Origin of the sequence: Pseudoalteromonas sp. MEBiC 03607 (assembly GCF_004792295.1) — a bacterium.
Lineage (GTDB): Bacteria > Pseudomonadota > Gammaproteobacteria > Enterobacterales > Alteromonadaceae > Pseudoalteromonas > Pseudoalteromonas lipolytica_C.
On sequence record NZ_SRRY01000001.1, the window covers coordinates 1,257,363 to 1,279,510 of the forward strand.

Genomic DNA, 22,148 nt, shown 5'->3' on the forward strand with positions numbered 1-22,148 from the left:
AGTGAGCATAATAAATAAACGCTTCACAATGGAGACGGTGATGAAAATAGGTGAGTTTTCCCGCCAGTTGGGTGTTTCAACAGATACCCTAAGGTACTACGAAAAGCATGGTTTGTTAACGCCAAGTTCGCGTTCAGACGTGGGATATCGTTTTTATTCTGAGGATGACTATAAGCAAATGGCGTTTATTCTCAGAGCAAAGAATGTTGGCTTTAGTTTGGCTGAGATCAAAGAGTTGCTGCAAATTAAGTTTCATAAAGATCAGCACTCTTGCCATGAAGTTAAAGAGATGACGTTACAAAAGCGCGATCTCGTTGCACAAAGAATTGCAGAGCTTACCCGCTTTTATGACTCACTTTCATTATTGGCTGATAAATGTTGTGGTGGTGAAGAACCCGCTGAAAACTGTTCAATACTAACGACGCTGGAGGATATCGATGGACTTACTCAGTAATTTTTGGCATCTGTTTTTACTCTCGGCGCCTTGGTTAATGCTGGGCTTATTCATAGCTGGCCTGTTAAATGTGTATTTGCCTGCCAACTTTCTTAACCGTCATTTAGGAAAAGAAGGGCTATGGACCACAGTTAAAGCAGCTTTTATTGGTGCTCCTATGCCATTGTGCTCATGTGGTGTGATCCCTGCGGCCATTGGTTTAAGAAGGGCGGGGGCGTCAAAAAGTGCCACCACCGCATTTTTAGTTTCAACCCCTGAAACGGGAGTCGATTCGGTCTCGGTATCTTATGTGTTACTAGGCCCATTTATGGCGGTGATACGTCCTATTGCGGCCGTGTGTAGTGCCATTGTGGCGGGTGTATTAGTGGGTAAAGACAGTGAGCTTCATCAACAGCAAGGCACAACAGCAAATAAAGAGAACACTAAAACAACATCTTGTTGCAGCAGTAAACAGCCTGAGCCTTTGACCACATCGAGTTGTTGCAGTAAAGAGACGTCTGCTAAGCCCGCACAAAGTTGTTGCAGCAAGCAAACAACTAAAGAACATGAGGCTGTTAAAACAACAAGTTGTTGTAGTAATAAAGGTTCACAAGCTACTCCAGAGCCGCAACAGAGTTGCGCAACTGAACAAGCTGCACCTTCGCAGAAAAGCTGTTGTAGCAGTGGGCAGCCAACTAAAGCAGTTGAAAGCCGCTTTGGTAAACTGAAACGAGCGGTGAGTTTTAGTTGTAACAAGTTACTTGAAGACACCATGATTTGGTTAATGATTGGTTTATTCTTTGCCGCTTTAGTACAAACCTATGTGCCAGAATCTTATTTAAGCCAATGGGGCAGTGGCATACTTGCGATGCTTGTGGTTATTTTAATTAGTATTCCTATGTATATTTGCGCAACAGCCTCAACACCGATAGCTGCTGGACTATTACTCAGTGGTGTATCGCCTGGTGCAGTCTTAGTTTTTATGTTGGCAGGCCCTGCTACAAATATTGCAACCTTAGGTGTTGTGGGTAAAGAACTAGGTAAGCGTGCAGTGGTTGCTTACTTAATAGGTGTGATTGCTACAGCGTTGGCATTTGGCTTTTTAACTGATTATTTAGTGACGCAATATGGTTTTGTGGTGGCACCGATGATAGGCGAAGAGCATGAAGTTTTACCGCATTGGTTAAGCTTTATATCGGGCATTGTATTGGCTACTTTAATGCTTAGATTAGTGTTAAAAATGGTTCTGAAAAAGTCCTCGCAAACTGGTAAGAGCATTGCATAATTACTTGTTATAAAAATATATTTTACTAACATTTGGCAAATAACTTGGTTAACTATCGCGTCTCGGTTCGCATTTAAAATTGCCTGAGTTATAATCCGCCAAATATTTAAACGGTGCGCTGTGCGTGCCGTTTTTTAACTTAAGTAGTTTTTAATGAGTGAAAGTGTGGATAAATACGCCGACATAAGACCTTACAATGATGATGAAGTCGCTGATTCAGTAGCACGTTTAATTGCTGATAATGCTTTTGTGGATGTAATTGCCAAATATAATCTACCGCGCTTTTTATCCTATTTTCCATTTATTACTCGCCCATTAGTGCGCAGCCAGCTGCGTAAAAAGTGGGGTAATACCTCATCGGTTGAGCAAGTACAGCATGAAGTGGCAGATTATTTAAATAAGTTAATCACCCGTACTACTTCTGAAGTGACATTTTCTGGCATAGATAAGCTAGATCCTAAACAAGCCTATTTATTTATCTCGAATCACCGAGATATCGTGCTTGACCCTGCATTGGTGAATTGGGGGTTGTTTAAACACAATATGCCGACTGTTCGCATCGCAATTGGTGATAACTTACTGCAAATTCCTTATATCACTGAGTTAATGCGCTTAAACAAAAGCTTTATTGTGAAGCGTTCAGCGAAAGCACCTAAAGAGATGCTAAAAGCTTTGTCGCAGCTTTCTGCTTATATTTATGACTCCCTAGCTGAAGGTCACTCAATTTGGATAGCCCAAAAAGAAGGCCGAGCAAAAGATGGTTTTGACCAAACAGATCCAGCTCTACTTAAGATGTTGCAGTTACAAGGTCGTAAGCAGAAGAAAGAGTTTGCTGAATACGTGCGCGAACTAAAAATTGTGCCTGTGTCTATCTCTTATCAATACGAGCCGTGTGCGATAGCTAAAGCAAAAGAGCTTTATCATAAGCAGCAACATGGTCAGTATGTTAAACAACAAGGCGAAGATATTGCCAGCATTGTTGAAGGCTTTAGTACAGCTAAAGGACATGTGCATTTAGCCTTTGGTGAGCCAATTGAGTCAGGCTGTGAGTCACCTGAAGAGCTTGCAAAAACTATTGATCAGCAAATCGTTGATTCATTCTTTCTACACCCTGGTAACTATATTGCTGGTGGCTGTAAAGAAGCCGTTGTCGATAAAAAAGATGCAGAGGCATTTAATGCTCGCTTGGCAAAAGTACCCGATGAATTAAAGCCGCTAGTTCTTGCAATGTATGCGAAGCCTTTTCATCGTAAAGCAGAACTGACAAACAGTGAATTAGCCTAAATTTTTAGCGGCTAAAAATAGCGTTAGAAAGCCACTTTTATAAAGTGGCTTTTTTTATGGTTATTTTTCAGGCTATACTTTAGTTATGAACTCGTCACTGGCAAATATGATGCAACAAATTGAAATCTTTGAGATTCCAAGCCCTTGCAAAGGGATTTGTCAGGTTAACAATCGAGGGTATTGTAAAGGCTGTTATCGAAGCAGGGATGAACGCTTCTATTGGAATAAGTTTACTAATGCCGAAAAGCGTAAAGTAATTAGCTTGTGCCAACAGCGATATAAGCGTTACCTACAAAAAAAACAACAAGCAGAAAACCCACCGTCTTCTCCCTCGCAAGGTGGTTTTGATTTTTAAAATTCAGTTAAGTTGTATTTGGATTTTAGAAAATGCACTTTACCCTCTTCCTGCAATTTCTGAAGGGCGCGAGTGAGCTTAGGAATTAGTACCTCATGGCGTTTATGAACGAAATGGAAGCTCTGCATTGGCATTAAAACTTCTTTATGAAAAGCTGCTTGATTAAAATCTGGGTGCTTTGTTTTGAGCATAAAATCTAGCAATATAGTGCCTTCAACACGCTTTTGGGTTAGTAAATTTAATTGTGCGGTAATATTTCGTACTTTAATAACATCTCCGCCGAATGGGTGTTTATCGATGTAACTTTGGGCAGCAGGATAACTTGATTGAATTGCTAATGATTTTAACTCTTTATAGCGACAGTGTTGGCAATTTTTTAATAGCACAAGATTAAAATCAAAAAGCGGGAAATCAACTTTTAGTAGGTTTGGGTAGTCATCTTTTACATCTGCAATACGGCCTAGTTGACCATCTAAAATACCATTATTGGCTGCTATAAGGGCACTTTGGTGATTAAAATCAATGATATGTACTTCATAACCTATTTCTTTGTAGGCCATTTTAAGTAAATCAATAACATAACGTGCTTGTGGGGTATCCGCTGGTCGATTGAAAATTAATAGGTTCGAGCTAGCACTAGCAGGAAGGCAAAAAAGCAATAAGACTAGCGCAAATCTGAGAAGCAGATATTTTGACAATGTGCATTCCTTGCGTGTTTAAAAAACCGCCGTTAATTTACTGGTATGTGCTACCAAAATCAAGGTTAATCGTATGGCATTAGGCTAAACAGACCAATAAAAAATGCTATACTGGTCACTATTATTTTTTAGTTGTTGTGAATATATGAGTTTTAATTTATGTAAGTTGCCACGAGAGCAAAAGTATCAAATACAACTGGACTATGAAGCCTCTTTTTGGGCTTACCAAATAAAGCGAGGTAAAAATACGCGGGAGGGGGTATATACAACAATTAACAGTCGCCCAATGTCAGAACAAGCATTTTTGAAACAGCAGTTTGAGCATTATCTTGCACTTATGAGCTGATATGACTGCGCTAAAGTTTTGTCTTCTTGAACCAATAAAAACACCGTTAGTTAATAAGTTTTATGATAAACATGGTGCTCGAGGGCGAGCCTGCAAAGCAGACCAAGTATGGGTTTGCTATTCTGGTCTAGAGATTATTGCAGCATGTCGAATACAAAACCAGTCGGGGTCTTTGTTTTTATCAACACTTTATGTTGATGATGCATGGCGAGGTCAAAAGATTGCTTCTCAATTACTTACGACGTTAATTACAGCACAAAACGCGCCTATATTTACTTTTGCATACCAAAATCTGATTGATTTTTATGTACAAAATGGGTTTAACTGTACGTTAACATTACCCAATTCTTTGCAATCGTTGTTTGAGTTATATGCGCATCGAAATATAGTTGCGATGCACTGTACACGACACACAGTGCCAAGTTAGCAATTTGGAACGTCAATGACACAGTTCTTTTCCATCATCGTGCTGTTTGTATTTTTTATCTGTGGCTTGTTTAGTCAGCCAGCATTTGCACAGGTAAAGCGTTTATCTACCAGCGAAGGCTTATCGCAAAGCTATGTCAATACTATGCTAATCGATGATAGTGGTTACCTATGGCTATCGACCGAAGGTGGCCTAAACCGTTACGATGGCTATCAAGTTGTGCATATTAAAGGCCCTAATGGCGAGCTAGAAGACGCTATTATCGACCGCATCTACCAAGATCCCCAGGGTTATATTTGGATTGCATCATTGCAAGCGGGTTTATTTCGTTACGATCCTAACACCGATAGTTATCAACAATTTATTGCAAAACCAACTACCGAAGAACAGATTTTCAGCGAATCTGTGTTTAGCATGGTCGCTCTTGATGATAAGACGCTTTGGCTTGGACGTGGTTGGGATTTTGCAAAACTAGACTTAGAAACTAAACAAGTAACAACAATTTTTGAAATACCAGATCGAGTTAGAAGTAGTGTCATTCGCGATTTGTACCCGTACAAAGGCTTCATTTTTATAGGTACCAGCAATGGGGCGTTTGTGTATGAAATTGCGTCAGGTAAATATCGAAAACTTGACCATCTCCAACAAGAACCAACTCATATTTATCAAAACTATGTAAAGTCATTCGCAGTTGTTGACGAGCAAACATTATTGGTTGGTGCTGTTAGGGGCTTGTATCAGATTGATATAAGTCATTTAGATGAAATGTTTGCCTCTCCCGAGCTTGCTTTTAGCAGTAAAACCTTAATTGATGATTTAAATATTTGGACGATAACTCCGAAGGAAACATCAATAACTTTAGGCACTGATAAAGGGTTATTCGAATTTACTCCATCGAATAATGAGCTTGTAAAAAGTACGCGTTTAAAAGATAGCGGATACACACTCGCTGATACGAGTATTATTGATTTAGTTGAGGACAAATCAGGCGGTATGTGGTTGGCGACTAAAAATGATGGAGCCTTTTACTTACCTTATGATAATTATAATTTTAGCAATGTAGTAGCAAACTCAATAAAGGGAGATGGGTTATCTCATCATTCTATATGGGGAATTACTGAGTTTCAGGACAGAGTTTGGCTTGCTACCCATAATGGTTTAACAGCCATTAATTTGGATACCTACGAAAGCGAGGTGTTTTTAAAAGATTACCAAGTGGATCTTATCACCACAGAGTTTACCATCTATCAGGTGATGCCTTACAAAGATAAGCTGTGGTTACACAGTAATCGTGGGATCATGAGTTTTGATCCAAAAACAGGCCAAGCGACCCCGGTGAAAACCGCAGATCCAGAGCAACAAAAATTAATAAACGATTGGGTTCACGGTGTATTATTGATGCCATCTGGGGAGCTATTTTACGTTCACCCTGACTACGGCATGTTTGTTTATAATATTGAAACTCAAGTAATTACCCGTTTGGCAGGGCAGTTTGATGAATTTGAGCCTTTCCTAGCCTATGGATTCTTACCTGCTTTAACAAGTAAGCCTGATTCGCCACTATTTTATAATGCCGGCATTTTGTATCAAGTTGATCCTGATACATACGAGCTAACCACTATTTATACAGTTCCAGAACAACATGAGAATGTTGCTGTTAATGTGATGTCGTACATCATAGATAACAACAATGTACTGTGGTTGTCGTTATCTAATTTCGGTTTGATTGGCTTAGATGCTGATACTTATGAGCATATTTACACGATTGACCTAGAAAAAAACAAACTGGGTACATTGCTCTACGACATGGTGCTCGATGAGGCCGGTATGATCTGGATGAGTAGTCACAAAGGGTTATGGCGATTAAATCCAGAAAACTTGCATTTTCAGCAGTTTACCGGTGCAGAAGGGTTGTTCTCAACAGAGTTTAATAGTGGCGCATTTACCAAGCTAAAATCTGGGCAGATAGTTTATGGTACTTTAAAAGGGTTTACCTATTTTTATCCGATGGATAACCACTACCAGCAAGCGCTGATTGATCATGTCAATATTACTAACCTTGATCTAATGTCTCGCGATTTGCCTGCTGAGTTAAAACAGCCTATCGACAGTGTTGTCCTTGAGCATGATGATATTGGTCTTGAGGTGGCTTTTTCGGCGATGGCATTTAATTATCAAGAACGTATCATTTACGAGTACCAACTGGGTGATGGGCAAAAAACATATACGCGCAATAACAATCGCGTTCTTTTTCCAAAACTAAGTGCAGGAAAGTACCATCTTAAGGTATGGGCAAAAGATCCAGTTACGGGGGACCTGACTCCACCTGCTATTTTAAATATCGAAGTAAAGTACCCACCATGGCGAGCCCCACATGTCATAGTATTGTATTTAATTTTGATAGTTTTAATTATTGCTGCATGGGTATTTAGACGTAATCGCATGCAGAAAATTTTGCTGGCCGCTCATAAAGAAAGCCAAGAAAGTGAAGCGCGGTTAAAGCTTGCTTTAGAGGGAAGTCATTCAGGGGTGTGGGATTGGTCGTCACAAAGCCCTATTATTTATCAACCTCGTCTTAGGAACGAGTTGGGCTATGATACCGACAGTGTTAATTTAGATGACTATTTAGCAAAAATTCATCCGCATGATAAGCAAACTTTCCGATTGGAATGGCTGGAGTTTTTATCCACTCAAAAAGGTTACTTTAATTGTACTTACCGATTACGTCATGCCGATGGTCAATGGCGATGGTACAAAGACTTTGGCAAAGTGGTCGAATGGCAAGGCACAGCCCCTGAAAAAGTAGCGGGCACTTACACGAATATGACGCGTGAGTTAGTGTTTGAAGAGAATGCTCGTCTCTTTGGTGCAGCCTTTGAACAAACGAGAGACTGGGTATTTATCATAGATAAAAACCTGCGTATTCGCGCCACAAATAAATCACTTCAAGATGCCTTTGATTTTCCCGCAGAGCCGCGCTCAAGCCGCTCTTTAACGCTGGGATTACCTGTATCGGCTCGGATCAATTACTTACGAGTTATGCAAAACCTACAATCGGGTGAGCATTATTCCGCCGAAGATGTCGTGGTTGTAGCAAACGGTGAGAAACGACAAGTATTGATTAAAATTAGTGCTGTAGCAGGCAGCAATCGTCAGCTCGATAGTTATGTGATCATTGTTACTGACATCAGTGCACAAAAACTAGCAGAAAGTGAACTACATATTTTAGCAAACTATGATGCGCTTACTGGTTTACCAAATAAAACATTATTTAATGACCGTGTGAATCACGCGATTGAGCAAGCTGATTATCATAAAACCAAAGTTGCCTTGTTGAATGTTAATATCAAGCGTTTTAAATACTTTAATGACTCACTTGGGCGCGAAGAATCTGATGAATTAATTAAACGAGTAGCTCAGCGGTTAAAAAATGTGCTTCGACCTCAAGATAGTATTGCGCGATTTGATGGCGATGAGTTTGTGATTCTAGCTGAAGATTACAAACAAATAGATGAGTTATTGTTACTGTGTGCCAAGGTGATGGACTCAGTAGAAAAACACATAGAGCTAAGTCAGCAAGCCGTTAAGGTTAATCTGAGCGTTGGGGTGGCCGTATACCCAGATGATGCAAGCGGGACTAAAGCGTTGTTAAAAGCGGCAAACGTTGCTTTATATCATGCTAAGCGTCATGTAGAGGGGTGTTATCAATTTTATAAACAAGAGATGAATTTACAGGTTCAGCGTACATTGCATCTTGAATCGCAATTGAGTAAAGCTTACCTAGAGCATGAGTTTTGCAATTATTACCAACCAATAGTCAGTGCAAAAACCCATCAAGTCGCTGGTTTAGAAGTGTTACTTCGCTGGCCTAGTAACGATGTATATAGCCCTGAAGATTTTGCTAATGCGGCAGAAAGTTCAGGACTGATCACCAAAATAATGTTGCAAACGTTATCGCGAGCTCTTATTGAGTTGCGTCAGTGGCACATAACTCATCCTGAACTGTATATCTCAATTAATTTATCGGCCCTTGATTTTGAAAGTGTGAACTTAGTTGCCAACATTGAACACACTCTCAATGCCATAAAAGTACCGGCCAGTGCTGTCGTGTTTGAAATTACCGAGTCGGTGATGATGCGAGATTCAGAAAAAGCTCAACAAAGCATGGAGAAATTAAAGCAGCTAGGCTGTCGTATTTATATGGATGACTTTGGTACAGGTTATGCCTCGTTAACCTATTTAAAGCGTTTCCCGGTTGATGTGCTGAAAATTGATAAAAGTTTCGTTAATGATATTGGTGTTGATAAAGGTGATGAGGCAATTATCAACTCAACTCTAACCTTGGCAAAAAGTTTAGGAAAAGAGTGCGTCGCAGAGGGCGTAGAAACTATCCAACAGCTGCGTTTTTTACAGGCAAAAGACTGTGAGTATTTTCAAGGTTATTTATTTAGTAAACCGGTACCTGGTGATGCAATAGGGCCGCTTTTAGATAAGAGTTGGCATCAAGAGTTTCAGGGATAAAGTTACTGACTTTATCCCTTTAATTATTAATCTTGGCGTTTACCGCAGTGACGGCAATACAGGTTGCGATTGCGGTTTTTAAGTTCGTTATGAATCGCTTTATTTGCCTCTTGCTGACTTAAACCCAGCTTATAACGTAGGTTTTCTAAGTGTTCTTCTTCAACAGGCGATAAGTGCCCATCTTCAACGGCTTCGTGTACTGCATCGGTAAATACTTGTCTACGTTTACGTAACTGCTCAGAAAAGCTTGAAGCTAGCAAACCGGTTGGAATAGCCACCATGCCCATACTCACTAATGTAATGGCACCACCAAATAAGCGACCTAGGGGAGTCACAGGCACGACATCGCCATAACCAACGGTTGTTAGTGTCACCATTGCCCACCACATTGCAGCAGGGATGGAGCCAAACTTATCTGGCTGTACATCGTGTTCAATTAAATAAATACCGCATGAGGCAATTATTAGCACCACGGCCATAATAAAAAAAGCCGCAAGTAGTGAACTACTTTCTTCTTTGAATGAGTTTAAGAGTAGTTGCATCGCCCTTGAATAGCGTGTGAGCTTAAAGATACGCATTAACCTAAGCACCCGTAAGAAGCGTAAATCAACACTCACAAAGACCATCAGAATGGTGGGTAAAATTGCGATAAGGTCAATCAGCGCCAACGGCGAAAAGAAATATCGAATGCGAATCTTTGAGTTTGTCAGCGTGCTTTCTTTATGCACGCTTTTATCTACACAAGACCAAAGCCTGAGCACATATTCTAAGGTGAAGATACCGACAGAAACCAGCTCAATCATTAAAAATTCATGATGATATTGCTTTGCTAAAGGAGCAACCGACTCCAACACAATCGCAATCACATTGACCATAATCATCGACATCAAAAACACGTCAAGTGCGCGTCCTATACGCCGGTATTTGCCATTACCTTCAAAAACCCGTGCAGTGTAATTTCTTAAACGATGCAAAATAATGATCCAGTTTTAGTTTAGTTTTAGCACCATATTAATGCTGCCTTCTTCAAAGTCGCGGGTGATCTTAAACCCGAGCTTTCGTGCCAGTTCAATCATGCCGGTGTTTTCCGGCAAAGTGATGCCTGCAATTTGTTTAACGCCTTGGTTTTTACAATGCTCAATCGCCGCATTCATTAATATTGTACCAAGCCCTAAACCTTGGCAATCAGAGCGCACCACAATTGCAAACTCAGCATCGAGCTTGTCAGGATCCATCAATACACGAGATACACCTAACGTGCAGGCTGAACCATTTTGCTCTTGGCTAACAATAAACGCCATTTCTCGGTCGTAATCGATTTGCGTCATTTTTGCGAGTTGATCATGATTAAATTGCGGTAATTCACCGAAGAAACGCTTATATCTGTCTTCTTTACTTAATGATTGATCAAACTCTAAGTGTGCTTGCTCATCTTCCGGTTTAATAGGCCTTAGCTGTGCTTGGGTATTGTTTTTTAGCGTAACTTCTTTAACTAATTCAATCGGGTAGGGGCGAATGCACAAGCGTTTACGGTTCGCTTTTGCTTTATAACGGCTAAGGCCAATGGTCGCATCAAGTACCAAAAACTGCCCGTTGCTGGCTAAAATAGGATTTAGCTCAACACTGGTAATATCAGGTTGGTCGATAACAAGCTGTGAGATACGAGTAAGTAGGGCACATAAACGGTATTTATCGACTTTTTCTGGTAGCACGCGGTCTTTAAGAACCCCTTTATCGTGCGCCGCAGCAATCAGGTATTTTGCCAAGTTCATATTTAGTGGTGGTAATGCCACTGCGGCTTGAGCGAACTCAAGTCCGGTGCCAGCTTCACCCAGTAAGATCACCGGGCCAAAGTTCGGCTCTGTTTTAATAGCGATGCGCAGTTCATTAGCACCTGCTCGCGGCGCCATTTTTTGTAATGAAAAGCCTTCAATATGCGCATCAGGGTAGGTGTTTTTGATTCGTAGCAGCATGGCAAAGGCTGTTTGCTCAACTTCTTGCGCATCATTTAAATTAAGTACCACACCACCGACTTCTGATTTAGAAGGAATACTTGGGCTAATAAGTTTCAACGCTACCGGAAAACCTAGCTCTATGGCTTGTTCTTTGGCTTCTGTTGGCGTGTAAGCAACCTCAGTTTGAATACAATCAATACCATAATGAGTGAGAATTTGGCTTGCTTCATGGGTTGATAAATAGCTTTGCTCTTCGGCTAAAAACTCATTCACTACAGCCCGAGCTGCGTCTTTATTTATTTTTGCATCATCTGTGTTTGACTCTGGTGTTTGCGTTAAATGCTTTTGGTTACGGCGATAACTTACCAAGTGCATAAAGGCACCAACTGCACCTTCAGGTGTACGGTAGGTCGGAATGGCATTATTGGCACATACTTTTCGCGCAGCATACGCGGCATCTTCACCCATAAAATTAGTCATAACATAAGGGCGAGCCATCTTCGGGATTTTCTCTAAGGTTTCGACAATGATCTCTGCATAGTCTTCACTCGGTGCAAGCGCTGATGGGGTATGAATGATCAGCAGGTTTTTAACTTCTTTAGCTTGCAATAAGATTTCTAACGCTTGTTGATAGCGTCTTGGCGCTGAGTCGCCAAAAATATCCACCGGATTTGAGGTCATCTCCGATTGCGGGATAACCTTATTAAGTGCAGCTCTGGTCTCGTCGCTGAGCTCAGCCAGCTTACCTGAGCTTTGTAATAGCGTATCAACGGCCATGACACCTGGGCCGCCGCCATTGGTTAAAATAGTCAGTTGCTCGACTTTAAGTAATTTGGGGTGCATTGCTAGCGTTTGTGTAGCAGCAAAAAGCTCTCGTAGGTCGTTTACTCTTAGCATACCCGCTCGTTGGAATAGCGCATCATAGACCGCATCTGAGCTTTGTTTGCCACCGGTATGGATCTCTGCGGCAAGCGCTCCGGCACTGGTTTTACCGGTTTTAATAGCAATTACGGGTTTACTAAACGCAGCGGCTCGCGCTGCAGAAATAAAGCTGCGAATATCTTCAATATTATCGATATACAACAAGATGGCCTTGGTTTTAGCATCTCGGCCTAAAAAGTCGAGTAACTCATCAAAGTCGATATCTAGGCAATCACCCACAGACACAAAATATGAAAAGCCTATCTCTTTGTTTTTCGCCCAATCAAGAATGGTTGAGCAAACAGCAGCTGATTGCGATACAAAGGCGAGCTTTCCAGGGCTTGCAACTGTATGTGAAAAACTGGCATTTAAGCCAATATGAGGAATGAGTAAGCCCAAGCAATTTGGCCCAAGCAAAGATACATTAGCTGCAAGGGCAGCTTCTTTCAGTGCTTGTTTTTGTTCTACGTTTAATCCCGCAGCAATTACCACTGCATGTTTGCAGCCAAGCTCACCTAGCTCATTAATGATGTTAATTAAGGTATTCTTGTTAGTACAAATAACCGCAAGGTCGGGTACTTTTGGTAACGCTGCTATACTTGGATAAGCTAATACACCATGTACAGCACTGTGATTTAAACTAACAGGCATGATAGGGCCTTTAAAACCCCCTTGCAGCAGATTGCGCATCACCACAAAGCCAGCACGATTTGGAGAGTTAGAGGCGCCAATTACAGCGACCGATTTAGGGTTAAAAAATTGGCTAATACGTTTAACGCTCATGCTGTTTCCTTTGCTTGCGCTGTTTGTTAAAACTTCAGGGTCTGTTAAGTTTAATACACCCAAACTAGAACCGACACGCTTCTAAAGTATTAATAGTTATACTCATAAGATAACCTGTTTATAACTACTTTTCGAGTCAAAAACAGTGACCTACATCAAGGAGAAAAGCATGAATAAGACGCAACCATTTAATATCGTTATTGCAGCGTGCGCATTGGCGGTTGGTTTGCTTGGATTAGGTTTTATATTGAAAAGTGCAGCCCTTGATGTAAAAGGCATGGAGCGCACCGTCCACGTTAAAGGTTTAGCGGAAATGGAAGTGCCAGCCGACACCGTTATTTGGCCGTTACAGTTTTCTGATGCCGATAACAACCTCGAAAAACTAGTTGGTCGGGTTGAAGAGAAAAGCGATGCGGTTGTGGCTTTTTTAAAGCTACATGGTTTTAGCGATGAAGAAATAAGCCTCGGCAGCCAATCAATTATTGATAAACAAGCTCGTGAATATGGCGGCGAAAATCAGCAGTTTCGTTATATTGCCCGTAATAATGTTATTGTTTATTCAAATGATATTGAAAAAGTACAGCATGCGCTAGGCGAAGTAAGCCAATTAGCTAAGCAAGGCATTGCGATAGTACAAGACAATTACGAAACGCGTATTCAATATTTATTTAATGGCTTAAATGAAATCAAGCCTAATATGATTCAAGAGGCAACCGAAAAAGCCCGTGAAGTGGCAATGAAATTTGCTAAAGACTCTCAGTCTAAGTTGGGTAAAATTAAAACCGCCCACCAAGGCCAGTTTTCAATTTCTGATAGAGATTCAAACACGCCTCAGCTGAAAAAAGTGCGTGTTGTTACCAGTGTAGAATATTATTTATCTGACTAAACCCAATACCACAGATAAAGACAGCCGCATGCGTGTACATACAATAACCATGCGGCAAAGCGCACCAAGCATAAAACCACCACTAAACGCCACAGCCACCCCCAATAAGCCAAACTGATCTTTTAACAGCATCGCTATCAAAACCGTGATGCTGGTTGCACCCAGTAATACATACAAGTTGATCAGCGGGTTCCCTTTTAACTTGATCATACTACTGGCTAAAATTCTTGCTGGTAGTAACAACTGCCCGAGTAACAGCAGCATTAAAATCCAAAACCCTTCTTCTAATTGGCTTTCACCATATAAATTAAGTAGCGGTTTTGCGAGCAGGGCAAGTAGCAAGATAGCGGCAAAGTTAAAGCGCCACAGCACTTTCATTAACTCACTAAGTTGCTGAGCGGTTGTCTCATCGGCCATTAAAATGGGTTTTAAATATTGGTTGGCGGCATTGCCTAAAATAGTCAGTAAGCCGGCAATCACCACCGCAGGAAAGAAGATACTTACGCCTTGTGCACCAAACCAGTGATGCACCAGTAATACATCGAGTTTTGCGACTAATACAGTGCCTGCACCACTGGCGAGCATGATCAATGAGTCTTTACACCATTGCTTGGTTTGGTAGCGGGCAGTACTTGCGACGATCATTTTCTTGATTAACCAATATTGATAACTGACTACACACAACATGCTACAAAACAACAAGATGCAAATCTCGACTAAAGATAAGTCGCCACGTATCAAATAAACTAAGAAACAAAAACCCGCGGTTAATAATTCAAAGATACATTGCTGCGTTATCAGGCCTATTTTGGGTTTGTTTAAAGCCACTAAAAAAGCAGATTGGCTTTGCATAATGGCGCCAATCGGCACCAGTAACAGTAAATAAATTACATGTTCTTTGGCGCTTTGATGCGGCGAAATGGCCTGAAAGCTGCTCACCACAGCTGCAACAAAAATCACCCCGAATAAACAAGATGCAGCTAAATAAACATGCTTTAAGCCACGCAGTAAATCATGTTGTTGAGCTTTGTAGAGCGGATAGCTAATACGCATTAACGACGATGCAAAGCCCATGCTCGCTGGTAACAAAAGAATTTCACAAAGTGCGAGTAACGCGGCGAAAGTGCCAAACTCATCATTACTTAATAACCTTGCAAGGCACAAGGTAAGAACAATACGGCTACCATGGTTAAGGGCGGTAAAACTGCTGAGCGATAAAAACGCTTTAACAACATCCTTATTCATGAAGTTATTGATTAAGGGCGTTTAATAACTGCGCCGTTGGCACTTGCAAATAGGCCGCACACAGTAAAACTTTACTGTCGGCACTCGTTGGTTGATTGGCACCATAAAATTGTTTAAGGGTGTTTATTAAGGTACTGACTGCGCTAGGGCTGTGGCTTTGGTCGACTTCCATCATGGCTAATAATGCGGAGAACTCATGTTTTGCTAGCATTTGAGTCGTACTGTTTTGCGCTATAAAGCAACCAATAGGAGTGAGCTGCTGTTTATTCAATGTTTTTAAAGCAACGCCTAAGCTTTCGTTGCTTTCAAATAACATTAACGAGCGTAAATAGTTAAAGGGGAGTTTATCTGCCTGACACAGCGTAAATAAATGATGTAGTAGGGTGTTACCTTGGTTGTCTGTAACACAAAAGGCATTTTGAAACTTAAGGCCAGGTGTGAAAAAGCTCAGCTTATCAATATCATCAATCAAGGCAACAGCTTCGCTTGGCAGCGGGCTTGCTTCAAGTAAATGCGCAGCAACATTTTGTAAAAACAGGTATTTAACTTCACTACTGCAAGCTAATTGATAGATATGCTGTAACTGTGCCGCTTGTAAAACCCCCGACAAGCTTTGATAATCGGCAATAAGTTCTTTTAACTGATGATGTTGAAGTCGGCTGTTCAGTTGCTCTATCGCGCTTTGCATGGAATTACCCGTTTTTTATTATTTATACATTTATAGCTCAACTACTTGTTTAAATAAATAAAAAAGGCCGCTGAGCGGCCTTTTTCAAGTTTTTATTGCTTAAGCTGCTTGTTTCTTAGCAACCCATTGGTCAACAAACTTCTCTAGTACATTTAATGGTACTGCACCATTTTTAAGTACTACATCGTGGAATTCACGAATATCGAATTTATCGCCAAGTTTTTCTTTAGCCCCTTCACGAAGCTCTAAAATTTTCAGCATGCCCACTTTGTATGCCGTTGCTTGTGAAGGCATTACAATGTGACGCTCAACCATTTTAACGCCATCAGACGTCGCATTTGGTGTGTTATTTACGTAGTAGTCGATACCTTCTTGACGTGTCCACTTCATAGCGTGGATACCTGTATCTACTACTAGTCGACATGCACGCCATAGTTCCATAGCAAGACGACCAAAATCTGAATATGGGTCTTCATATAAGCCCATTTCTTTTGGTACTAGCTCAGAGTATAAACCCCAACCTTCAACATACGCTGTGTAGCCACCAAACTTACGGAACTTAGGCACATCCTCAAGCTCTTGCGCGATAGCAATTTGCATGTGGTGGCCTGGAATACCTTCGTGGTATGCAAGTGCTTCCATTTGGTATGTTGGCATTGCTTCCATGTCGTAAAGGTTTGCGTAATAAATACCTGGGCGTGAACCATCTGGCGCAGGTTGTTGGTAGAACGCTTTACCTGCTGCTTTTTCACGGAATGCTTCTACAGCTTTAACTTTAAGGTCAGCTTTTGGCTTAACAATGAATAGCTCGTCTAAACGAGATTTCATGTTATCGATAAGCGCCGTTGCTTCATCAAGGTAACGTTGTTTACCTTCTGCCGTGTTAGGGTAGTAGAACTGCTTATCAGTTTTCATGAATTGCATGAATGCTTTAAGGTCACCTTCAAAGCCTACTTTGTCTTTGATTGCACGCATTTCGTCGTGAATACGCGCGACTTCAGCTAAACCGATTGTGTGAATTTCTTTCGCAGTTAAATCAGTGGTTGTTGTACGTGCTAAGGCGTTATTGTAGAACGCTTCGCCGTCAGGGAATTTCCAAGCACCATCACGGTCATCAGCGCGTTTTTCTAGCTGAGCTAAGAAATTAATTAACTTAGTATAAGAAGGTTTTACTGCTGCTTTTAAGGCTTTTTCAGCATCGCTGATAAGTGCTGATTTTTCGCTATCGGCAATCTCTAATGCGTTAACTTTACGTTTAAAGTCAGCAAGTAATGTTGAGTCTTCACCGTCGTGGAATGGTGCGCCGCGTAAGATATTTTGGCTTGAATCAATCACGTGTGGGAAAACAAACTTAGGCGCGATAATGCCTTTATCTGCACGTACTTCAAGGTCTTTGATTAGTTGATCAATAACCGTTGTAACACCATTTAAACGTGAGATATACGCTTTTGCATCAGAGACATCGGCAATTTGATGTTGGTTGATTAAAAACGCAGGGATCATTGAGTGAACACCAAACATTTGGTTCACCGGGTAGTTGTAATGACGCCATTTGAAATCAGCAATTTCGTTTTCAAGATCTTGCTTTTTAAGGTCGTAACTTACTTTTGTTGCGTCATCTAATAGGTCGCGGTTAATTGCGTTAAGCGCAACTAGGTCAGCTTTAGTTTGTTCAAAGTCTTCTAAAACGCGCTCTTCACTGCCATCGTCCCATTTGTCGTAATCTTTTTTGATGCCCATGTATGTTTGATAAATAGGGCTTTTCATTACGTCACGGTTAAAAGTATCTTCGAAGAAGGCATTAGCTTTATCGATTTCACTTTGTACAGGTTGGCTTTGTACACTTGGTGCAGGCGTTGGTTGCTCTTGCATTTGTTGGCAGCCGCCAAGTAATGCAACACTTACCGCCGCAGCGATGAAGGTCAGTTTACGCATTATCGTTCCTTTGTAGTTGTTAGAAATTTAATTATAATTCTTAAACGAATAATTCTAGCAGGTCATTCAAAAAACGTTGGCCTTTAGGGCTTACCTGCCAGTTATCTTTATCATCAATTAGTAGGCCTTTTGCAATCGCTTCAGTCAAGGCTTGTTCCTGACTTTGCAATGACAAACTTGTAAGCAAAGGTAAATCAGCTTTCGGACACGGTTCAACTAAGCGAAAACGATTCATAAAGAATTCAAAGGCTAAGTCGTCTTTGGTTACTTGCCATTGCTCATATAAATACGGTTTAGCTAGATCCATATAACCGCGCGGGTGTTTAACTTTTACCGTACGGGTGATGACTTTATTTTCATCAGTAATTTTACCATGAGCGCCACAGCCGATACCGAGATAATCGCCAAATCGCCAATAATTCAGGTTATGACGGCATTGGTAACCGGGCTTTGCGTAACCTGAGATCTCATATTGCTCATAACCTGCTGCTGCTAGTAAGGCTTGTCCTTGCTCTTGAATATCCCAAAGGATGTCATCATGAGGCAAGGTCGGTGGCTTAGACGCAAACTGAGTGTTTGGCTCAATTGTTAGCTGATACCAAGAAATATGGGGAGGATTAAGGGCGATGATTTTTTCAAGGTCGCCCAAGGCATCTTCAAGAGATTGTCCGGGTAAGCCATGCATTAAATCGAGGTTAAAGCTGTTTAGCCCAGCTTGGTGCGCCTGTTTAGCCGCATAGCTTGCTTCATCTGCACCATGGATGCGGCCAAGGGCTTTTAGCTTGTCGTTTTGCATGCTTTGCACACCAATCGAAATACGATTAATACCAGCGGCAACATACTCTTTAAAGCGACCGGTTTCAACAGTACCTGGGTTAGCCTCTAGGGTAATTTCACAGTCATCGCTTAGGCCAATTAACCTGTCAACTTCACCAAGCAGGCGAGTATAAGCGTCACCGGTTAATAAGCTTGGAGTCCCGCCACCAATAAAAATACTGTGGATTTTACGCCCTTGTACTAGGTGCAAATCGGCCTTAAGATCATCAATAAGATGCTGAACGTATTCTTTCTCGGGGATTGTGCCTTTTTGGCCATGGCTATTAAAGTCACAGTATGGGCACTTTTGCACGCACCAAGGTACGTGCACATATAAACTTAAAGGCGGTAAACTCACAGGCCGCCTTTTTGCTGCAATTGCGCAAGTAGTTGTTTTAAAGCTTGGCCGCGATGACTAAGAGCATTTTTTTGCTCTTTAGTAAGCTGAGCGCTAGTGCATTGTTCAGACGGTACATAAAACACCGGATCATAACCAAACCCACCTTGACCATCTTGGCTATGGGTGATTTCGCCTTCCCAACTGGCACTACAAATAAGTGGTGTCGGGTCGTCGGCGTGGCGCATTAATACTAAAACACACCAAAAACGCGCACTACGAACAGGGTTATCAGCAAGCTCTTTTAATAGCTTGTCGATATTATCTTGATCACTCGCACCCGCTCCGGCAAAGCGTGCAGAGTACACACCCGGCGCACCATTTAGGCCGTCTACTTCTAGACCTGAGTCATCGGCAATCGCAGGCATGCCCGTGATCTTTGCCGCATGACGCGCTTTAATAATGGCGTTTTCAACAAATGTGGTGCCTGTCTCTGGTACGTCAGGTACTTGAAAATCACTTTGTGGAACCACGTTAATATTAAGTGGGCTGAGCATACTTGCCAGCTCTTTTACTTTGCCAGGATTACCCGTGGCTAAAACCAAGGTGTTGTTCATAGGGTCTATTAATCTACGTAAAATTTTTGCTGAAACTTCAGCGTTTGTACTTTGCCATTTTGATTAATTTCGATATCAAAACGGTAAATTTCTTCGTTGCTGTAATCGATTTGCGCGAGGTAATAAATTGCATCGCCTTCAACAACCTCTTTAAATTCAAGCTGCTTTTTATTGCCAAGCAGGTTGCGCGCTGTGCCTGTTAAAGTTGCAGTCTGCGCTGTTTTATCGCTGTTTTTTAATACCGAAATATTGATTATCCCTTTGTTAGGGCTGCGGTCTAAATCGTAGTTTTTGGCGATGCTAGGCTGAATAAAGGTCGATGGAAATGCAATGTAGTGAACTTCCCAAGGGCCAAGTACCTTATACTGAGCGCCTGCTTGTTCATCTGCCTGGGCAAGAGTTGTAAATAAACTCAATAAAATCAAAGAAAAATAAATAACTTGCTTCATGCTATATCTCACTTAACAAAAGAGGCCTTTTCGGCCTCTTGATGTAGTTGTTATTACTTAGCCTATAAAATCCATCAATAAGATTTGTAAAAACTGTAGACCAATGATCAGTACTAAAATCGATAAATCAAGACCGCCAAGTGGTGGAATGATTTTACGAATAGGGCGAAGCATAGGTTCAGTCAGCTGATGAAAAACGGCCTCAATAGGGTTGTAACCTTGGCTTACCCAGCTCAATAATGCACGAATTATTAAGACCCAAAATAACAGATTTAAGCCTTCTTTTATTACAGTCATTAAAGCAGAAACAAATACTGGTGCTGGAGACCAGGTACCGTAAAACATCAGTAAAATCACACTAATTTTGGCTACGGCTACAAGATATGCAAGGACTAACGATGCCATATCAAAGCCACCCAATCCCGGAATAATTTTACGAAGAGGATTTACTGCAAATGATGTTGCCTTTACTACAAATTGGCTAATTGGATTATAAAAGTCCGCTTTTGCCGTTTGTAACCAAAAGCGTAAAAGGACCACCATTAAAAAGAGATCGAAAACAATCCCAACTAAAAATTGCATGGCTTGCATAGTTTTACCTTCAAAAAGTAAGCTTAAAGTTCTTTTTCCATTGCCTGAGCGCGAGCGATACAGGCGTCCATTGCATCAGCAACTGTAGCGACTAAACCTTGTGATTTAAGGTGCTCTACCGCTTCATGAGTTGTACCGCCTTTCGATGTAACATTTGCTCGTAACTGAGTTATGCTGATATCTGGTTGTGAAAGTGCCATTTCAGCTGCGCCAAGCGCCGTTTGCTGTACTAAGCGGCGTGCATCTTCATCACTAAAACCAAGGGCTTTTGCTTTTTCTTCAATGGCTTCCATAAATAAGAAAAAGTAAGCAGGTGATGAGCCTGTCACAGCGATAATATCGTTAATTTGAGACTCGTGTTCTACCCATTTAACAATACCTGTACACTCGAATACCTGTTGAACAAACTCATGTTCTTCAGCGGTTTCATCTGCGCCGAATAATCCAGAAACGCCACGACCAAGCAATGATGGTGTATTTGGCATACAACGCACCATTTTCACATCTTGACCTAGCATTTCACGTAAACGTTTTACGGTAAGACCTGCTGCCACTGAAATAAATAGCTTGTCGCTAAAATCAACACTAGAATCTTGGAATGATTGGCAAAGATCACCCATCATTTGTGGTTTAACAGACAAGACAATCACATCTGCATCGCGAAGTGCCGCGTTGTTATCCGCGGTAGTTTGCACCCCGAAATCAGCAGCAACCTTAGCTAATTTTTCTTGGTTGCGATTGGTTGCAATAATATTTTTAGCTGCAAAACCGTTCTTTACCATGCCACCGATAATGGCGTAGCTCATGTTACCCGTGCCTATAAATGCGATTTTTTTGTCTGACATATGTCTGTTATCACCTTTTAATTTCGTTGGCCAAATATATCCGTGCCAATGCGTACCATGGTTGAACCTGCAGCAATTGCCGCTTCAACATCATTACTCATACCCATCGACAAGGTGTCTACTTGGGGATATTGGGCCTTTAGTTTATCAAAGCAAGCGCTTAATTGCTCAAAATATTGTAATTGTTGCGCCGTATCGTCCGTTTTGGCGGGAATAGCCATCACACCTCTGAGACATAAATTATCACATTGACTGATAAATTCTGCCAATGTCATTACCTCGTCGGGGTGGCAGCCTGACTTAGCCTCTTCTAAACTAATATTTACTTGAATTAATACATTCAGCGGTGATTTATCCGAGGGACGTTGTTCGTTCAGACGTTTGGCTATTTTTATACGGTCAACACTTTGTACCCAGTCGAAATGGCTGGCAACAAGTGCACTTTTATTCGATTGAATAGGGCCAATAAAATGCCAAACAATATCTTTGTATTCAGCAAGGGCAGCCACTTTTGTTACTGCTTCTTGTACGTAAGATTCGCCAAACAATCGTTGGCCCTGTTCATAAGCAGCAATGATATCGTCGGTTGGTTTGGTTTTTGAGACAGCCAATAGGTTTATTGATTGCTCATTACGTTGATTATTTTTTGCAGCTTGCGCAATTCTGGCATAGGCGGATGTAAGTCGTTCTGCTATTGTAACCATATAATTATCAGTTGGTTGTGGAGTCAT

20 protein-coding genes are annotated in these 22,148 nt (G+C 41.3%); 8 read left to right on the top strand and 12 right to left on the bottom strand.

All coding sequences use genetic code 11. The features are described from left to right. The first annotated feature begins 40 nt into the window (after positions 1 to 40). The 4 genes from zntR (at position 41) to E5N72_RS05755 (ending at position 3,357) form a co-directional block, all read left to right on the top strand. Positions 41 to 454, top strand: a complete 414-nt coding sequence (gene zntR, locus E5N72_RS05740) for a Zn(2+)-responsive transcriptional regulator (protein ID WP_135926239.1) — start codon at positions 41 to 43, stop codon at positions 452 to 454. Beyond that, entirely contained in the window at positions 438 to 1,718 is a 1,281-nt protein-coding gene (locus tag E5N72_RS05745) for an SO_0444 family Cu/Zn efflux transporter (RefSeq protein WP_135923593.1), read from the top strand. Before zntR ends, E5N72_RS05745 begins: the two co-directional genes overlap by 17 nt. 153 nt (positions 1,719 to 1,871) lie before the next feature. Next, on the top strand, positions 1,872 to 3,002 hold the full coding sequence (locus tag E5N72_RS05750; RefSeq protein ID WP_135923594.1) for a 1-acyl-sn-glycerol-3-phosphate acyltransferase: 1,131 nt from the start codon (positions 1,872 to 1,874) through the stop codon (positions 3,000 to 3,002). A gap of 109 nt (positions 3,003 to 3,111) precedes the next feature. Beyond that, positions 3,112 to 3,357, top strand: a complete 246-nt coding sequence (locus E5N72_RS05755) for a DUF1289 domain-containing protein (RefSeq protein WP_135926240.1) — start codon at positions 3,112 to 3,114, stop codon at positions 3,355 to 3,357. Here the strand turns inward: E5N72_RS05755 and E5N72_RS05760 are convergent. Continuing rightward, a complete protein-coding gene (locus E5N72_RS05760; protein WP_240704500.1) occupies positions 3,354 to 4,055 on the bottom strand; it encodes a transporter substrate-binding domain-containing protein in 702 nt (233 codons plus the stop codon). The genes E5N72_RS05755 and E5N72_RS05760 overlap by 4 nt on opposite strands. A 145-nt stretch (positions 4,056 to 4,200) precedes the next feature. Between E5N72_RS05760 and E5N72_RS05765 the strand changes: the two genes are divergently transcribed. From E5N72_RS05765 to E5N72_RS05775, 3 genes are read left to right on the top strand one after another with little or no spacing between them, the layout of a single operon-like run. Then, positions 4,201 to 4,401: a DUF3283 family protein gene (locus E5N72_RS05765; protein ID WP_135923595.1), complete on the top strand. Its 201-nt coding sequence runs from the start codon at positions 4,201 to 4,203 to the stop codon at positions 4,399 to 4,401. A 1-nt stretch (position 4,402) separates the two neighbouring features. Continuing rightward, positions 4,403 to 4,828, top strand: coding sequence for a GNAT family N-acetyltransferase (locus E5N72_RS05770; protein ID WP_135923596.1), 426 nt, complete (start codon positions 4,403 to 4,405; stop codon positions 4,826 to 4,828). Positions 4,829 to 4,843: 15 nt separating this feature from the next. Next, positions 4,844 to 9,349: an EAL domain-containing protein gene (locus E5N72_RS05775; RefSeq protein WP_135923597.1), complete on the top strand. Its 4,506-nt coding sequence runs from the start codon at positions 4,844 to 4,846 to the stop codon at positions 9,347 to 9,349. A 26-nt stretch (positions 9,350 to 9,375) separates the two neighbouring features. Here E5N72_RS05775 and E5N72_RS05780 read toward each other — a convergent pair whose 3' ends face one another. Both E5N72_RS05780 and E5N72_RS05785 read right to left on the bottom strand, forming a co-directional pair. Continuing rightward, complete coding sequence (locus tag E5N72_RS05780; RefSeq protein ID WP_135923598.1) at positions 9,376 to 10,329, bottom strand: ion transporter; 954 nt, start codon at positions 10,327 to 10,329, stop codon at positions 9,376 to 9,378. A 9-nt stretch (positions 10,330 to 10,338) separates the two neighbouring features. Beyond that, positions 10,339 to 13,008: a bifunctional acetate--CoA ligase family protein/GNAT family N-acetyltransferase gene (locus E5N72_RS05785; RefSeq protein ID WP_135923599.1), complete on the bottom strand. Its 2,670-nt coding sequence runs from the start codon at positions 13,006 to 13,008 to the stop codon at positions 10,339 to 10,341. A gap of 169 nt (positions 13,009 to 13,177) precedes the next feature. Here E5N72_RS05785 and E5N72_RS05790 point away from each other — a divergent pair, with 169 nt between their 5' ends. After that, positions 13,178 to 13,894 (top strand): SIMPL domain-containing protein, encoded by a 717-nt coding sequence (locus E5N72_RS05790; RefSeq protein WP_135923600.1) that lies wholly within the window; start codon positions 13,178 to 13,180, stop codon positions 13,892 to 13,894. Here the strand turns inward: E5N72_RS05790 and E5N72_RS05795 are convergent. From E5N72_RS05795 to E5N72_RS05835, 9 genes are all read right to left on the bottom strand, one after another. Further along, complete coding sequence (locus E5N72_RS05795) at positions 13,883 to 15,139, bottom strand: oligosaccharide flippase family protein (protein WP_135923601.1); 1,257 nt, start codon at positions 15,137 to 15,139, stop codon at positions 13,883 to 13,885. The genes E5N72_RS05790 and E5N72_RS05795 overlap by 12 nt on opposite strands. A 4-nt stretch (positions 15,140 to 15,143) precedes the next feature. Continuing rightward, the gene (locus E5N72_RS05800; RefSeq protein WP_135923602.1) at positions 15,144 to 15,827 is read right to left on the bottom strand and encodes a hypothetical protein; all 684 of its coding nucleotides are present in this window, start codon (positions 15,825 to 15,827) and stop codon (positions 15,144 to 15,146) included. 99 nt (positions 15,828 to 15,926) lie between these two features. After that, a complete protein-coding gene (locus E5N72_RS05805) occupies positions 15,927 to 17,762 on the bottom strand; it encodes a DUF885 family protein (RefSeq protein WP_135923603.1) in 1,836 nt (611 codons plus the stop codon). 40 nt (positions 17,763 to 17,802) lie between these two features. Further along, positions 17,803 to 18,936, bottom strand: a complete 1,134-nt coding sequence (gene hemW, locus E5N72_RS05810; protein WP_135923604.1) for a radical SAM family heme chaperone HemW — start codon at positions 18,934 to 18,936, stop codon at positions 17,803 to 17,805. Beyond that, complete coding sequence (locus E5N72_RS05815) at positions 18,933 to 19,532, bottom strand: XTP/dITP diphosphatase (protein ID WP_058586594.1); 600 nt, start codon at positions 19,530 to 19,532, stop codon at positions 18,933 to 18,935. The genes hemW and E5N72_RS05815 overlap by 4 nt, the downstream gene beginning before the upstream one ends. Positions 19,533 to 19,540: 8 nt before the next feature. Further along, the gene (locus tag E5N72_RS05820; RefSeq protein WP_135923605.1) at positions 19,541 to 19,981 is read right to left on the bottom strand and encodes a DUF4426 domain-containing protein; all 441 of its coding nucleotides are present in this window, start codon (positions 19,979 to 19,981) and stop codon (positions 19,541 to 19,543) included. A gap of 57 nt (positions 19,982 to 20,038) precedes the next feature. Further along, entirely contained in the window at positions 20,039 to 20,572 is a 534-nt protein-coding gene (locus tag E5N72_RS05825; protein WP_135923606.1) for a YggT family protein, read from the bottom strand. A 23-nt stretch (positions 20,573 to 20,595) separates the two neighbouring features. After that, entirely contained in the window at positions 20,596 to 21,417 is an 822-nt protein-coding gene (gene proC, locus E5N72_RS05830) for a pyrroline-5-carboxylate reductase (protein WP_135923607.1), read from the bottom strand. Between the two features lie 17 nt (positions 21,418 to 21,434). Beyond that, the gene (locus E5N72_RS05835; RefSeq protein WP_135923608.1) at positions 21,435 to 22,148 is read right to left on the bottom strand and encodes a YggS family pyridoxal phosphate-dependent enzyme; all 714 of its coding nucleotides are present in this window, start codon (positions 22,146 to 22,148) and stop codon (positions 21,435 to 21,437) included.

Excerpts from the sequence above, each read along its gene's own strand:
- E5N72_RS05790 (WP_135923600.1), top strand. The coding sequence starts at position 13,178 with ATGAATAAGACGCAACCATTTAATATCGTTATTGCAGCGTGCGCATTG.
- zntR (WP_135926239.1), top strand. The coding sequence starts at position 41 with ATGAAAATAGGTGAGTTTTCCCGCCAGTTGGGTGTTTCAACAGATACC.
- E5N72_RS05755 (WP_135926240.1), top strand. The coding sequence starts at position 3,112 with ATGCAACAAATTGAAATCTTTGAGATTCCAAGCCCTTGCAAAGGGATT.
- E5N72_RS05825 (WP_135923606.1), bottom strand. The coding sequence starts at position 20,572 with ATGCAAGCCATGCAATTTTTAGTTGGGATTGTTTTCGATCTCTTTTTA.
- E5N72_RS05775 (WP_135923597.1), top strand. The coding sequence starts at position 4,844 with ATGACACAGTTCTTTTCCATCATCGTGCTGTTTGTATTTTTTATCTGT.
- proC (WP_135923607.1), bottom strand. The coding sequence starts at position 21,417 with ATGTCAGACAAAAAAATCGCATTTATAGGCACGGGTAACATGAGCTAC.
- E5N72_RS05815 (WP_058586594.1), bottom strand. The coding sequence starts at position 19,532 with ATGAACAACACCTTGGTTTTAGCCACGGGTAATCCTGGCAAAGTAAAA.
- E5N72_RS05765 (WP_135923595.1), top strand. The coding sequence starts at position 4,201 with ATGAGTTTTAATTTATGTAAGTTGCCACGAGAGCAAAAGTATCAAATA.
- E5N72_RS05785 (WP_135923599.1), bottom strand. The coding sequence starts at position 13,008 with ATGAGCGTTAAACGTATTAGCCAATTTTTTAACCCTAAATCGGTCGCT.
- E5N72_RS05745 (WP_135923593.1), top strand. The coding sequence starts at position 438 with ATGGACTTACTCAGTAATTTTTGGCATCTGTTTTTACTCTCGGCGCCT.
- E5N72_RS05800 (WP_135923602.1), bottom strand. The coding sequence starts at position 15,827 with ATGCAAAGCGCGATAGAGCAACTGAACAGCCGACTTCAACATCATCAG.
- E5N72_RS05750 (WP_135923594.1), top strand. The coding sequence starts at position 1,872 with ATGAGTGAAAGTGTGGATAAATACGCCGACATAAGACCTTACAATGAT.
- E5N72_RS05820 (WP_135923605.1), bottom strand. The coding sequence starts at position 19,981 with ATGAAGCAAGTTATTTATTTTTCTTTGATTTTATTGAGTTTATTTACA.
- E5N72_RS05805 (WP_135923603.1), bottom strand. The coding sequence starts at position 17,762 with ATGCGTAAACTGACCTTCATCGCTGCGGCGGTAAGTGTTGCATTACTT.
- E5N72_RS05770 (WP_135923596.1), top strand. The coding sequence starts at position 4,403 with ATGACTGCGCTAAAGTTTTGTCTTCTTGAACCAATAAAAACACCGTTA.
- E5N72_RS05795 (WP_135923601.1), bottom strand. The coding sequence starts at position 15,139 with ATGAATAAGGATGTTGTTAAAGCGTTTTTATCGCTCAGCAGTTTTACC.
- E5N72_RS05835 (WP_135923608.1), bottom strand. The coding sequence starts at position 22,148 with ATGACTCCACAACCAACTGATAATTATATGGTTACAATAGCAGAACGA.